Annotated in this window: 14 protein-coding genes; 5 read left to right on the top strand and 9 right to left on the bottom strand. The window is 47.5% G+C overall.

Features of this window, described 5'->3' with window-relative positions:
- Positions 1-92 precede the first annotated feature (92 nt).
- Together BWK47_RS03735 and BWK47_RS03730 are read left to right on the top strand one after the other, a co-directional pair.
- Positions 93-935, top strand: a complete 843-nt coding sequence (locus BWK47_RS03735) for an ABC transporter permease (protein WP_162327621.1) — start codon at positions 93-95, stop codon at positions 933-935.
- Between the two features lie 56 nt (positions 936-991).
- Entirely contained in the window at positions 992-1,792 is an 801-nt protein-coding gene (locus BWK47_RS03730) for an ABC transporter ATP-binding protein (RefSeq protein WP_162327620.1), read from the top strand.
- A 31-nt stretch (positions 1,793-1,823) separates the two neighbouring features.
- Here the strand turns inward: BWK47_RS03730 and BWK47_RS03725 are convergent, their stop codons facing one another.
- The 5 genes from BWK47_RS03725 to BWK47_RS03705 all read right to left on the bottom strand — a co-directional run bounded on the left by BWK47_RS03725 (position 1,824) and on the right by BWK47_RS03705 (position 6,997).
- A complete protein-coding gene (locus tag BWK47_RS03725; protein WP_162327619.1) occupies positions 1,824-2,960 on the bottom strand; it encodes a DegT/DnrJ/EryC1/StrS family aminotransferase in 1,137 nt (378 codons plus the stop codon).
- A gap of 72 nt (positions 2,961-3,032) precedes the next feature.
- A complete protein-coding gene (locus BWK47_RS03720; RefSeq protein ID WP_010871920.1) occupies positions 3,033-3,362 on the bottom strand; it encodes a thioredoxin family protein in 330 nt (109 codons plus the stop codon).
- Positions 3,363-3,513: 151 nt separating this feature from the next.
- Positions 3,514-4,215, bottom strand: a complete 702-nt coding sequence (gene ctaE / locus BWK47_RS03715; protein ID WP_204250461.1) for a cytochrome c oxidase subunit CtaE — start codon at positions 4,213-4,215, stop codon at positions 3,514-3,516.
- 39 nt (positions 4,216-4,254) lie between these two features.
- On the bottom strand, positions 4,255-5,910 hold the full coding sequence (ctaD, locus tag BWK47_RS03710) for a cytochrome c oxidase subunit I (RefSeq protein WP_162327617.1): 1,656 nt from the start codon (positions 5,908-5,910) through the stop codon (positions 4,255-4,257).
- Between the two features lie 88 nt (positions 5,911-5,998).
- The gene (locus tag BWK47_RS03705) at positions 5,999-6,997 is read right to left on the bottom strand and encodes a cytochrome c oxidase subunit II (RefSeq protein ID WP_162327616.1); all 999 of its coding nucleotides are present in this window, start codon (positions 6,995-6,997) and stop codon (positions 5,999-6,001) included.
- A gap of 321 nt (positions 6,998-7,318) precedes the next feature.
- Between BWK47_RS03705 and BWK47_RS03700 the strand changes: the two genes are divergently transcribed.
- The 3 genes from BWK47_RS03700 to BWK47_RS03690 all read left to right on the top strand — a co-directional run bounded on the left by BWK47_RS03700 (position 7,319) and on the right by BWK47_RS03690 (position 10,636).
- A complete protein-coding gene (locus tag BWK47_RS03700) occupies positions 7,319-9,910 on the top strand; it encodes a TIGR03960 family B12-binding radical SAM protein (protein ID WP_204250460.1) in 2,592 nt (863 codons plus the stop codon).
- Positions 9,911-10,075: 165 nt separating this feature from the next.
- The gene (locus tag BWK47_RS17370; protein ID WP_443081624.1) at positions 10,076-10,165 is read left to right on the top strand and encodes a hypothetical protein; all 90 of its coding nucleotides are present in this window, start codon (positions 10,076-10,078) and stop codon (positions 10,163-10,165) included.
- Positions 10,166-10,174: 9 nt separating this feature from the next.
- Positions 10,175-10,636, top strand: a complete 462-nt coding sequence (locus tag BWK47_RS03690; RefSeq protein ID WP_162327614.1) for a type II toxin-antitoxin system HicB family antitoxin — start codon at positions 10,175-10,177, stop codon at positions 10,634-10,636.
- Positions 10,637-10,845: 209 nt separating this feature from the next.
- Here the strand turns inward: BWK47_RS03690 and BWK47_RS03685 are convergent, their stop codons facing one another.
- The 4 genes from BWK47_RS03685 to BWK47_RS03670 form a co-directional block, all read right to left on the bottom strand.
- On the bottom strand, positions 10,846-11,292 hold the full coding sequence (locus tag BWK47_RS03685; protein WP_162329600.1) for an NUDIX hydrolase: 447 nt from the start codon (positions 11,290-11,292) through the stop codon (positions 10,846-10,848).
- A 4-nt stretch (positions 11,293-11,296) separates the two neighbouring features.
- Positions 11,297-12,682 carry an argininosuccinate lyase gene (gene argH, locus BWK47_RS03680; RefSeq protein ID WP_162327613.1) on the bottom strand — a complete coding sequence of 462 codons (1,386 nt, stop codon included), beginning with the start codon at positions 12,680-12,682 and terminating at the stop codon, positions 11,297-11,299.
- 71 nt (positions 12,683-12,753) lie between these two features.
- Complete coding sequence (locus BWK47_RS03675; RefSeq protein ID WP_237269783.1) at positions 12,754-13,008, bottom strand: hypothetical protein; 255 nt, start codon at positions 13,006-13,008, stop codon at positions 12,754-12,756.
- Positions 13,009-13,034: 26 nt separating this feature from the next.
- Positions 13,035-14,393 carry a PP2C family protein-serine/threonine phosphatase gene (locus tag BWK47_RS03670; protein ID WP_162329598.1) on the bottom strand — a complete coding sequence of 453 codons (1,359 nt, stop codon included), beginning with the start codon at positions 14,391-14,393 and terminating at the stop codon, positions 13,035-13,037.
- Positions 14,394-14,503 lie beyond the last annotated feature (110 nt).

The raw sequence follows: 14,503 nt of genomic DNA, 5'->3' as shown, positions 1-14,503 counted from the left end.
GAGTTCTCATCTCCAATCAGTAATCGGAGGGATTTTGATTTTTCTTTGTGACAATTTGCTCACTCTGTTAGCCAATCAATTTCCCTAATACTATGACTATTGCCCAGGATAAATTATCAGATTATCCCTCTAAAAAATCCCTCAAGCCCACAGTTTTTTGGCGCATTGGTGGGGAAATACCCGAATCTCTCAAATGGTCGTTAATGTCCTTATCGATCATTATTCCTTTGGTATTGTGGGCACTGCTTTCATCTTTACCCACTGTGAGTGATGTTTTTCTGCCTTCGCCCCAGTCGGTAATTCAAGCCTTGATAAAGCTATTTAAGGACGGATTTTTAATTCAGGATTCCCTGACTAGTTTTGGGCGAGTAGTAGGGGGATTTTTTTTAGGGGGATTGGTGGCTATTCCCTTGGGGATTTTAATGGGGACATTTCCCAGCATACGTAGCCTAACAGAGCCAATTATTGGTGTGGTGCGTTACATGCCAGCCCCAGCCTTTATTCCATTATTAATTATTTACCTCGGCATTGATGAGGCTTCAAAAATTGCCTTAATTTTCATTGGGACAATATTTTTTAATACCCTGATGATTATGGATGCGGTCAAATTTATTCCCAAGGAATTAATTGAAGTTACCTATACCCTAGGGGGATTAAGGAAACAGATTTTGTTTAAGGTCATCACCCCCTACATTATTCCCAATATTCTTGACACCTTTCGGATCAACATGGCGGCGGCTTGGAACTTGGTAGTGGTGGCGGAATTGGTGGCGGCAGATAATGGCTTAGGGAAACGTATTTTGCTAGCTCAGAAATTTTTGAAAACCGATGAAATTTTTGCTTGCTTAATTGTTTTGGGCTTAATTGGCTTTGCGTTGGATTTATCATTTCGCCTCATCCTCAGATTCACTTGTAAATGGTCTTTGGAACAATAAGTCAGATTTTTCCCATCATTACAAAACTATTAAATTAATTGTAAATAATAAAAACCATGCATCTAGAAATAACTGATTTAAATCGGGTGTTTGTCGGCAAACGGGGGTCAGTGGTAGCTCTAAAAAACATCAATATGCACATTGAAACCGGGGAATTTGTGTGTGCAGTGGGGGCTTCTGGTTCCGGAAAATCGACCCTTTTGAGGTTAATTGCTGGTTTAGATACTCCGACTTCCGGCACCATTAATGTGGATGGACAAAGGGTCACGGGACCAGGGGCTGACCGGGGTATGGTTTTCCAACATTACAGTCTTTTTCCCTGGATGACGGTGCAGGAAAATGTGGAGTTTGGTCTGAAGCTCCAAGGCTGTTCCCAAAAGGAAAGGTTTGACACTGCTAGCTATTATTTAGACGTAGTCGGTTTGGTTAATTTTGCCCAGGCCTATCCCAGGGAGTTATCAGGGGGCATGAAGCAACGGGTGGCGATCGCCAGGTCTTTGGCTTGCCATCCAAAAGTCTTATTAATGGATGAACCCTTTGGCGCTTTAGATATTCAAACCAAGGAAAGGATGCATGAATATCTGATTGATATTTGGCAAAGACTGCAATGTAGCATTTTGATGATTACCCATGATGTGGAGGAAGCCGTATTTCTGGCCCAACGGGTTTATGTGTTGAGTTCCCGTCCCGGCACTATTCAGCGGGAATTAACCATTAATCTGCCGGGGGATGAAGAAACTCCGAAAAATCGCACCTATAAAATTAAGCGGGAACCAGAGTTTTTTAAATATAGCGATGAAATCTCTAGCCTATTGAGGGGTAGGGAAACGGAAGAAACGGAGGTGATCGCCAGCTAAAATTAGGCCACAATGTTCCTGAACAAGAAATTTAGGACTTTAAATGGCGCACCAATGCTTCCCCCACCCGGGCTGCTTCCTCTGGAGTAGTACCGGAGGTTAAAGGGGGACAAATGTGACGGGGACACCAGGTTTCTGCATTGGGAAAAGATTGCCCAGGACAAACATCTTTAAACACCGGTTGTAAATGGCAGGGAATTTCGTACACTGTACCCCCCAAATAAATTTCCTCTGCCGCCAGAGCTTCTTTCATTTGGGCCGGGGTTTTGCCTTCCGGTAACAACAGCATCAGTTTGTATTGACTGGCCCGGTCCATGTGGTCGGTGGAAACAAACTCAATGCCCGCTTCCCTGAGGGGGGCTGTGATTAGTTCGTAGGCCTTTTGTCTGCTGGCCAGCATTTTCTCTAGCTTAGCCAGGTGAATTTGTCCCAACAGAGCATGGATTTCTGTCATGCGGGTGCTGTTGCCAAAGTCAGTATGCAGACCACCAAAATTCATGCCCCGTTTTCCCTGGTTTCGCAATGAACGGGCAATGGTATCTTCTTCGCCATCATTGAGGGTGACCATGCCGCCTTCAAAGGTGGTCATTACTTTGGTGGGGAAAAAGGAAAAGGAAGCGCCATCAGCTAAGTTGCCCGCCTGTTTACCTTGGAGTTGACTGCCGTGGGCGTGGGCTGTATCTTCCCAAACGTAGAGGCCTTTGCCATGGCAATAATCCACCACTGCGGGGAATTCGGGGGAAATTACGCCGCCGATATGCACCCAAAAAACACCGGACAAAGGTTTGGGGTAACTTTTGCCTTCGACCGCTTCCTTAACCATGGCTAGGGAAGGGGCAAAGGTTTTGGGGTCCATGTCCAAATATTGCACATCACTGTTTACCCGCAACACAGAAGCAACGGTGGCAAAATTTGTGTTGGTGGGCACAAGAACAGTGGTATTTTCCGCCTGCTTCAACCGCAAGAGAATTTCCAGCCCAGAGGTGCCACTATTAACCGAAATAGCGTGTTTGGTACCAACAAATTCCGCAAAGGCCCGTTCAAACTCCTGGGTGTGGTTTCCCAGAATTAAAGTGCCGGATTTGAGGATTTGCCTGGCCTCATCCAGAAAAAATTCAATTTCGTCGTCGCTAATGTCGAAGTAAAAAGGTTTAATTGCGGCGGCCATGGTTAGAGAGAAAGGATTATAAACAAATAGCTCTGGTCAGTTTAGAGAACGCTTTCGGCAATCAGCACCGTCTTAAATAAAATCCAATTCCTCTTTCAGTAACTCCAGTAATTTGGGTTTGGCGATCGCCCCTTCGTGGGTCATCACTAGCTCATTATTTTTGAACAAACGCAGCGCTGGTACCCCTTCCACTTTGCATTGGGCTACGGCGGCAGGGTTGGGATCCACTTCCAACTTGAGCACTTTGAGCTTATCACCATAATCCTTGGCGATCGCCTGGATAGCAGGGGCCATCAACCGACAGGGGCCACACCAGGAAGCCCAAAAATAAACCAACACAGGCTTAGTTTGCCCTTGGGTTTCCTGCTCAAATTCAGCGTCGGTGATTTCCAGTAAACTCATGGTAATGGTCAAGAACTCTTTTGATTACTTAGGGGTTTGGGCTATTCAGTTGGGCAATGGAAGGACTAGGGAATGCCAACCCGACTCTCTATCATCCCACGAAATTAACCCATCACAAGGTAGGTTTGCCCTAACGCCCAAGGTCTTTCCATCACAGTAAGTAAACCAAAATAAACAAAACAATCCAGACCACATCGACGAAATGCCAGTACAATTCCGCCGCTTCTACCCCGAAATGGGATGTGCTGGAGTAATGGCCCGGTTGCCGTGATCGCCAGAGCACAGAAAGGATTAGTAGCAATCCAAAAGTAACATGGAGCCCGTGAAAGCCCGTGAGCACATAAAAGCAACTGGCAAATAAATTGGTAGTTAGCCCCATTTCCAGGTGGAAATATTCATACATCTGACCAGCTAAAAAGATAATACCCATGGCGGCAGTAATGCCAAACCATTTTTGCAACCCGGCATTGTCATTATTACGAATGGCTGCTTGACCTTTGTGCATGACAAAGCTGCTGGAAATTAGAATAATACTGTTGACGCCCGGCAGGAGCAATTCCAACTCCGGTGTGCCCTCAGGAGGCCAGGCAGGCATCACACTGCGATAAATCAGATAGGCGGTGAACAGACCCAGAAAAATGGCACTTTCCGCCACTAGGAAAAGGACAACCCCAAACATCCGTAGATCGGGGTGGCCGTGATGACCGTGGGCTTCCCCTGGGGTATAGGTACTGTTTAAATCGGAGCTAAGGGCAGTGGTTTGCATAGGACTGACAATTGATCGTCTGATCGTTGCTGAATTTCTAGAATTTTGCCAAAAATCTCTGGCGGTCGGGCCCATGGGGGAGGTCATTAAGCTAGCCATCCCCCTAGGCACAGAAAGTTAAGGAAACTAACTTCCTGCCGCATCGGCAATTAGGGTTTGGACTGTTTCTTCCTCATCCACTAACTCCGTGTCAATGCCAAAATCGTAGGGACCACACCAGAGCACTGGTTCTTCTTCAAAGTTTTCAATAATAGGAGGAGAGGCCGTTTGCCATTCTAGGGTCAGAGCTCGCCAAGGATTCCGGGCCGCCTTTTCCCCTTTAAACAAACTCCAAAAAACGTTGATGACAAAAGGAATGGTGGAAGCGGCTAAAACGTAGGCTCCAATGGTGCTCAAAACGTTTAAGGGCTGAAATTCAACGTCGTAGAGGGCAATGCGGCGGTTCATTCCCATTAACCCCAACTCATGCATGGGCATAAAGGTTAAATTCATGCCGATAAAAGTGAGGATGAAGTGAAGACGACCCAGGTGCTCATTGACCATGCGGCCAGTCATTTTCGGGAACCAGTGGTAAACCCCAGAAAATAAAGCAAAGGCGCTGCCACCAAAGAGTACGTAATGGAAGTGTCCCACCACAAAATAGGTGTCGTGGACATGGATATCGAACGGAACAGACGCCACCATTACCCCGGTTAGCCCACCAATCATGAAGCTAGATAGGAAACCAAAGGCAAACAACATGGCGGAGTTGAGTTGAATTTTGCCGCCCCAGAGGGTACCGCACCAACTGAAAATTTTGATCCCCGTGGGCACAGCAATCAGCATGGTGGTGGCCATGAAAAACATCCGCAACCAACCGGGGGTACCGCTGGTGAACATATGGTGAGCCCAGACGATCAAGCCCAGAAAACTGATGGCCAAACTCGAATAGGCGATCGCCCGGTAGCCAAAGATGGGTTTGCGGGCATGGACAGGAATGACCTCAGAAATTACGCCGAAAAAGGGCAAAATCATGATGTACACCGCCGGATGGGAGTAAAACCAGAATAAATGCTGGTAAACCACCGGGTCTCCTCCCCCCACCGGATTAAAGAAACTAGTGCCGGCAATCAGGTCAAAGGAAAGCAGAATCAAAGCGGATGCCAACACCGGGGTGGAAAGCAAAATCAAAGAAGAGGTGGCCAGCATAGCCCAGCAAAACAGGGGCATACTGTGCAAATCCATGTCCTTGATGCGCATCTTCAAAATGGTGGTAACAAAATTAATCGCCCCCAGAATGGAAGAGGTCCCCACCAAAAGCAAACTCAAAATCCACAGTTCTTCTCCCCATTTACCACTCAGCAAACTCAAAGGTGGATAGGAAGTCCAGCCTGCCTGGGGTGCCCCCACAAAAAAGCTGGAAATAAGCAAAATGCCCCCCGGTGGAGTCAGCCAAAAAGCAACGGCATTGAGGCGAGGAAAAGCCATATCCTCTGTGCCCACCATGAGGGGAATCAGATAGTTGGCAAAGGCCGCCCCCGCCGGCACAATCCACAGAAAGATCATAATCGTGCCGTGGAGGGTCATCAGTTGGTTATACATTTCCGGTTGGACAAAATCCGGAGATGGAGTGGCTAATTCCGTCCGCATGGCTTCTGCAAAGGAACCGCCAATGAAAAAGAAGAGAAAAGACGTAACTAGATATTGGATGCCAATCACCTTATGGTCAACGCAAAAGGTAAAGTAATCCGTCCATTTGCGGCGGGGATGATTAGCCGTTAGATTTTCAGCGGCAATAGTCATAAAAAATTTTCTACCAAATTTGTCAAAATTTACGGAGTTTTAAAGCAAAACTGACCCTTACTACCCAAGGTTAGGTGTTCCAACTAAGTTAGAGTAGATCTCCGACCGGAGAGGCTTGATCTTTTAATTGGGCCAAAGCTTTGGTTTCCACCCCCATCTCTTTCGCGTAGGGAGCTAAATATTCGTTGGGGGTCATGGCGGTGGTCGCTTTGGGCAGTGTCATTGCCATCGATTCCGTTGGAGCCGGAGCATTGGCCGCCACCCAGTCGTCATACTCTTCGGGGGTATGGGCGTAGAAGACCGATTTCATGCCCCCATGGTAAGCACCACACAACTCAGCACAGATAACCGGATACTGCCCAGGGGTGCTGGCATTAAACACCAAGGTACTGCCCCGCCCCGGAATCACATCCTGCTTTAACCGTAATTGGGGAATCCAAAAGGCATGGATCACATCCCCCGCTTCCATATTCAATTGCACCGGGCGATCGATGGGGGCGTGCAGTTCCCCGGAAATAATCCCCGTTTCGGGATAGGTGAAAATCCACGCATACTGAATTCCCTTCACATCCACCATTAGGGGTTTGACTCCCTGTTCTTCGCTATCCAAACCAATCCCCAGGGCAACATCTCCATCCCCAGACATAGCCACCATATTACCCATACTTCCCATATGTCCCATGTGGTTATGGGCCATCTGCTGACCGGCATTATCCCTAGAAATGGTTGGATCCAAACCGCCCAGGTTGTTGTACACCTCAAAGCTATACACCGCCAAGGTAAAAACGATTACCGTGGGAATGGCAGTCCAGAGAATTTCCAGGGGCACGTTACCTTCTATGGGTGGACCATCGGTTTGGTCGTCTTTGCGTCGGCGAAAGCGGATCAAGCAATAAACCAAAACTCCTTCCACCAAAAGGAATAATCCTGTGGCAATGGTCATCATGTAGTTAAAAATGCCATCCACCTTTTCCGCATCGGCGGAGGCGGCCACGGGCATCAGACCATGATTCTGTCCGTACCATAAACTAACAACTGTGATCACAACGCCGATGAGAAGGGTTATGACACTACCGGGAATTTTCACAGCAAACCTCTATCTCTCGGAAAACAACAAAAATTACAATCCCCTACAGGGTAAAGCAATTCTCCAGACCGGGGTCAAGCTCCAGCCAAATTCTTCAGAGTTCTTTAACAATCTTGCTGTCTCCTTCTGTGCCTATTTTTATGATAAATTTGCTCTATGGCAATCATTATCTTTGCTGATAAAGGGGATTTCTACCCCTGCAGCAACGAATGTTTTCTGTTGCTAATCCATCCCTAATCCTGGTTCTCAAAACTGGTAGCAGACTATTCCCCCAAAGCTCCGTGCGATAATGGGTAACTGCCCAACGCCAAAGTGAAAACCATGCCAGTGCCCGTAGAAACCTTGATTAATGCCGAGATCCATAAGCCCGCCCGGTATCTAGGCAACGAATTAGGGACAGTGCATAAGGAATGGGATAGCGCTACGGTGCGCTGGGTATTGACCTATCCCGAAGTGTACGAACTGGGAGCCTCCAACCTGGGGCATATTTTGCTCTACAACATCATCAATGCCCAACCCAGGCAATTATGCGATCGCACCTATCTCCCCGCCGCCGACTTGGCAACAAAACTGCGAGAAACAAATACGCCCTTATTCTCCCTGGAATCCCGTCGTTACTTACCAGAATTCGACATTTTAGGCTTTAGTTTGAGCTACGAATTGGGAGCCACTAATATTTTGGAAATGTTGGAATTGGCCCATATTCCCCTCACTTGGCAGGAAAGAAAAGAGGGGGATTATCCACTGATTTTTGCCGGGGGACAAACTGCCACTTCCAATCCCGAACCCTATGCCGACTTTTTCGATTTCATTGCCCTGGGGGACGGGGAAGAATTGTTACCAGAAATTGGTTTGGTGCTGGAAGAAGGGAAACTTCAGGGATTAAGCAAGGAAAATTTATTACTTGATTTAGCTCAAGTGCCAGGGGTTTATGTGCCCCGCTTTTATGACATGGCCAATGATGGTTCTGTATATCCTAATCGGGACGATGTGCCCAAACGCATTATGCGCCGGGTGGCTACCCCCATCCCTGCTTACTCCATTGGCTTGGTACCTTTGATTGAAACTGTTCACGATCGCCTGACGGTGGAAATTCGCCGGGGTTGTACTAGGGGCTGTCGTTTTTGCCAACCGGGAATGTTGACTCGTCCGGCTAGGGATGTGGAGCCGGAAGCAGTGATTGATGCCATTGAAACAGGTATTCGACAAACGGGTTATAACGAATTTTCTTTGCTTTCCCTCAGTTGTTCCGATTATTTAGCTTTACCCGCGGTGGGATTGGAAATCAGAAATCGCCTCAAAAATGAAAATATTGCCCTCACTTTACCTAGTCAACGGGTGGATCGTTTTGATGAAAATATTGCCAACATTCTGGGCGGCACTAGACAGGGAAGTTTAACTTTTGCTCCGGAGGCAGGCACCCAGAGGTTGCGGGATGTAATTAACAAGGGATTGACTAACGAAGAATTATTGCGGGGAATTAAAACAGCGGTGGAACAGGGTTGGGATAAGGTCAAACTTTATTTCATGATTGGCTTGCCGGGGGAAACCGATGTGGACGTGTTGGGCATTGTGGAAACGGTGCAATGGTTGCGCCAGGAATGTCGTTTACCCCAGCGTCGAGCTTTAAATTTTAATCTGACCATTTCCAATTTCACTCCCAAACCCCATACCCCTTTTCAATGGCATTCTGTTTCCACCAGTGAGTTCCGCCGCAAACAGGATTTACTACGACAGGCTTTTAAAGGAGTGCGAGGAGTAAAAGTTAATTATACTGACGTCCGCATTTCTGCCATGGAAGATTTTGTTGGCCGGGGCGATCGCCGTTTGGGGCAAGTGGTACGTCGTGCCTGGGAATTGGGAGCAGGAATGGATGCCTGGTGGGAAAGTTTGGACAAAGCCTATGGGGCCTGGGCCCAGGCGATCGAGGAAGCAGATTTAACCTGGAAATATCGCCTCGTAGAAGACGGAGAATGGAATATTTTCCATGGGGATACCCCCGATGAAAACGTCTATGATGCGCCCCTACCCTGGGATCACCTCGATACCGGCATTGATAAAACCTGGCTCAAAAATGACTTATTTAATGCCCTGGAAGCGGCCACGGTTCCGGACTGCTCCTTTGACGGTTGTTCCCATTGCGGCGTGTGTGGGGTGGATTTTGGTCACAATATTATTGCTCCGGTGCCCCCTATTCCAGTTTTTGATGGGGACTTTAAACCCAACACTAACCGGGTACAGCGCCTAAGAGTCTGGTTTGGCAAGCAAAATTCCATGGCTTTGGTGAGTCATCTCGACCTAGTGCGACTATTTGATCGAGCTATGCGTCGCACAGGTTTGCCCATTGCCTTCACCGGAGGATTCCATCCTGGACCCCGTATTTCCATTGCCAATGCCTTACCTTTGGGCTCCAGTAGTCGCGGGGAAATAGTCGATTTTGACCTCACAGAAATGCTCTACCCAGGGGAATTTTGCCAACGCTTAGCCGCCGTTTTACCAGTAGATTTACCTGTTTACCAAGTGGAAGAAGTGGATCCCAAATCCCCAGCGGTGACGCAATTATTGGCCCAAGCCCGTTACCAAGTGCAATTAATTACTGAAGAACCGGTGACATTAACCCAATGGCAAACCTGGACGGAAGAAATTCTTGCTCGAGAAGAAATATTGTGGGAAAAAACCACCAAACGGGGCAAAAAAGTCACCCTTAATTTACGGGAACAGTTGCTTGATTTGTCTATCCTTGAAATGAAATCAGAAGGAGTTGTTGTCGACTACACCGGAACTTGTCGCAATGATGGCACTCAGCTACAACCCCGCAATTTAGCCTATTTGTTTGAGCAAGTAAGTGGATTTAGTATTCAACTAGGGCAGATTCATCGTCAAAGCTTAATATTGGCAGAGACAATACCCTAGAAAGGCGATGGTAGTATAACTTCGCCAGTTCAAGGAAATTCCCACAGGTTTTTATATTTTTATGAGAGGAAATGAATTTGTCAAACGTCTAAAACAACTTGCTAGAGAGCAAAGCGGGGCAAAGGCAGTCATGTTACCCTTTATTATGGCGATCGTCTAACAATTGTGCGTAATCCCAGTGATGAACTAAAAACTGGAACTTTAAACGCCATGCTAAGGCAATTGGGATTAAACCGTTCTGATTTAGGAATATAGGAGGCAATTATGAAAGACCAATTTTTTGCATTTCCTGCTAACTTTGAAGCCGATCCAATAGATGGGGGCTTTCTTATTACGTTTCGAGATCTCCCTGAAGCCATTACCCAAGCAGATAGCTACGAGCAAGGTATCAGCGAAGCTTCTGATTGTTTAGCCGAGGCGATCGCCGCCTATATTGACGATCAACGACCTCTACCCTTACCTAATCTTAAACAACAAGGTGAACAATTAATTCCAGTTCCCTTGGAGATCGCTTGGAAAGCTGAACTTTATTCAAAGTTACGTGACCAAAATCTGACAATTTCTCAGCTAGCCGGCCAATTAGGAGAAGATAAACGAAAAATTGAAAAATTAATCGATCCTCACTATTCCTTAAATCAAACATTGGCTCAGAAAGTATTCCGAATATTAAATAATTCAAAATTTGTCTCTAATCTTGCTCCTGTTTATCAATCTTCAGTTAACTAAAAATAATCGATATACATGGAATCTAACTTTTCAGACATTGATTGAGCCGTTGGTGGACTTGGGGAAATCGGATGAGAAACGATCGCCAATAACGATCGCCAATTTGGACCAGTTCCCCGACCATTGAACATAGGGGATGGGTATCAAAGACCTTGTCGAAAACTTAGCTGATTTACACAAAATATTTGCTCAATAAGAAATGCAGGGAATCAAGCAATGATTGTTTCCCCCCGTAAAAAATCCTGTAGTTGTTGATCGTGGTCATGGCTTAATGCTCCTAACGGTAAATCTTCCACCGCAAAAGCTTTTACCTCGGATACTTCATGGCGATCGCCAATGAGCAAATTACCTTGCGCTTTAACCACCAGGGAAATGGTGACGGAGTGCATACGGGGATCTCTGTCGGGACTGGAATAGACCCCAAGTAGGCGATCGATTTTTATCAACCGTAAACCAGTTTCTTCCTGTAACTCCCGGGCCGCCGTTATTGCCACTGTTTCCCCCCAGTCGATCAGCCCCCCTGGTAAACTCCATTGCCCCGTATCCTGTCGTTTGACTAGGACTATGGAACCATCTGACAGAATCGGAATTACCGTCACTGCTGATAGGGGACGACGGAGCAGTAACTTAATGAAAACCTGGGCATATCTCCACACCGGTTTAAGTCTGGCCCAATTCAGCTTTGGCATTGGCGATCGCCATTTTCACCTGTTCAAAGCCCGTGCCCCCGTAACTATTGCGTGCCGCCACCACTTGCTGGGGGGTAATAGCTTGGTAAATATCCTCTTCAAAAGCTGGATGGAGTGCTTGCCATTCTTCCATGGTTAAATCCTTAAGCAATTTCCCCGCCGCTAAGCTAGTTTTCACTACTTTGCCCACTAGGTTATAAGCTTCCCGGAAGGGGACTCCTTTGGCCGCCAGGTAATCCGCCACATCCGTCGCATTGGAAAAATCTTCCGCCACTGCTTCGGCTAACCGTTCTTGCCTAAAGACAATGCCTTCATCAAGCAAAATGGTCATGGCTTCCAAGCTCACTTGGACCGTTTTCACCGCATCAAATAACGCTTCCTTATCCTCTTGTAAATCCTTGTTGTAGGCCAAGGGTAAACCCTTCATCAGCACCAGCATGCCCTGGAGATGGCCCATCACCCGCCCTGCCTTACCTCGAATCAATTCCGGTACATCTGGGTTTTTCTTTTGGGGCATAATGCTGGATCCAGTGGCACAACTATCGGTCAAACCGATGAAGCTAAATTCCTGGGAAGCCCAGAGAATCATTTCCTCGCTTAACCGGCTCAGATGCACCATGATCAAGCTGGCGGCATTGAGAAATTCGATGGCAAAATCCCGATCGCTCACCCCGTCTAAGCTGTTGGCATAAACCCCTTCAAAACCCAACAAGTCCGCACTGTAATGGCGATCAATGGGAAAAGTTGTTCCTGCTAAAGCCCCAGAACCGAGGGGAGAAACGTTAGTTCTAGCTCGAATTTCCCCTAACCGTTGCCAATCCCGTTGGGCCATCTGGAAATAGGCCAGTAGATGGTGGGCCAAACTGACCGGTTGGGCCCGTTGTAGGTGGGTGTAGCCGGGAATTAAGGTTTCCACATTGGTTTCCGCCAGTTGGAGCAACACTGTTTGAAAATCCTTTAACCGTTGGCGGATGTCATCAATTTGGGCACGCAGGTAAAGACGAACATCGGTTCCTACTTGGTCATTGCGGGAACGGGCAGTGTGGAGTTTTTTGCCCACATCCCCCACCAATTCTGTTAATCGGCGTTCCACAGCAAAGTGAACGTCTTCCTGGTCTACCCCTGGATTGAAATTACCGGCTCGGTATTCCTGGCGAATTTGCTCCAAGCCCTGCACTAACTGTTCTGCTTCCCCTGGGCTGATAATGCCCGTCTTGGCCAACATTTTGCCATGGGAGATCGAGCCATCCAAGTCATATTCGATTAATTCAATATCAAAACCAATGCTGGCATTAAACAGGGCAATGGCGGGGTGCAACGTGCCTTCAAAACGATCACTCCAGGTTTTTTTTGTCATTGGGATGGGGGAATTTTGTGATGGTAATTGGCAAATGGTGGCGGAGTAGTTAGTTTTAGCTGGAGAAAATATCAACCGCCAGTGAAACCCCGGAAGCCCCAACCGAGCACAAAACCAATAATCAAAGCCCAGACCTGACCAGTTTTGATGAAATTGTTCCAAGCACCCTGAAAATCTCCGAGAATATCCACCTCTCTGACACTTTGGGCAAAAAACAAGCCGTGGTCTAGCCAAGGAGAAAAAAAGGCGGGGGCTGTGGGTGACAAGTGCTCCACTCCTCCATGGAGGGGCAAAATATTCAAGGCGAAATCTAGGCAGTGCCACATAAACGCTGACTCCCAAACAGTAAGGCTCACTCCGTCGATTTTACCCGCAGAACGACCAATGTCATATCGTCTCGGGCGGGGATTTTATCGGTTTGATGACTATTGTCTGAGCCCACAAATGCTTCCACCGCAGCGAAAATTTCCGTGAGGATACCCTGGGCAGTTTGGGCGGTTTCACAGGCCCGTTGGAAAGCAATGCGGAGATTTTTGTCGTCGAATCGATCGCCTTTGGCATTGCCCGCATCGGTCAGACCATCGGTATAGTACAGCACCACGTCCCCGGGAACAAGCTGAATCTGGGCATCCCGGTAATTGGAATCCGACTCCAAGCCGATTAAGGCTCCTTCCGTATCCAGGGGAATTAAACATTGGGGGCTGTCACTGCCGGCCCGCCACAATAGGGGAGGGTTATGGGCGGCGTTGCTATAGGAAAGTACGCTCGTTTCGGGGTTATATTCAGAATAAAACAGGGTGACAAAGCGATGGGAATTTTCCAGGTCGGCATACATTACCCGATTGAGGTGGTTGAGAATTTGGGCCGGACTATGGCGATTTAATACTTCTGCCCGGAGCATGCCCCTGGTCATGGTCATAATTAGACCCGCTGGCACTCCTTTACCCATGACATCGCCGATGACAATACTCCAGGGCACCCCCAAATGGCCGGTATTGCGACATAGCCAATCCCCTTGGCGCAGTTGGTCATAGTTGGCAGGAATGAAATCGTAGTAATCCCCACCCACCCGACTGGCGGTTTTACACTGGGCAGCAATGTCCAAACCATTAATTTGGGGACAACAACGGGGCAATAGTTGATTTTGAATTTCTGAAGCAATTTCCAATTCCCGATCCTGACTTTCTCTGGATCTCAACTTTTGGTTTAAATCACTATTGGCGATCGCCACGGCGGTTTGATCAGAAATTAGCTGTAGTAACTTACGACGGGTGGGAGTCCAGCTATAGTTACGGTCTTGACTAAAGATATATAGGCGGCCCACTTCCTGTTGGTGACTCAAAATGGGGGTGTTATAACAGGCGATCGCCGGTAATTCTTGGCGCAATTGACGGTCAAAATAACTCAGGACAGTGGAAGAATCCAATGTGAGGTTAACCTGGCGGGCCTTCTGCAAAGCGCCTTTAATGGTGCCCTTAAGACTATTTTTGTGGCCATGGATTTGTTCAAAGATAGATATTTCCCCTTCTCTCATTAGAACTAAAGCACTACCGTCGGCATCGGTGACCCTGGTGGCCATCAGAGGGGTCAATTCCAGAAACTGATTCAGATTATGTAAACTCCGCAGGGCGTAGCCCATAGCCCCCAACAGATCCTGCACTTTATTTTGTTCCCGGTACAACTTAGCCACCAACTCCTTGAGAATGACCACCGGAGAAGTGGGAGGTTCAACAAAATTACCGGGGGGAATAACGGCATCGGTGGACGGTAAGCTAGGCACGGGGGGCATGGAGGACATCCCAGAAAAGTTAGTTGGAGCGA

The sequence above is a fragment of the Synechocystis sp. CACIAM 05 genome (assembly GCF_010222815.1).
Taxonomy (GTDB): Bacteria; Cyanobacteriota; Cyanobacteriia; order Cyanobacteriales; family Microcystaceae; genus Synechocystis.
This window is presented reverse-complemented; position numbering and strand designations above follow the sequence as displayed.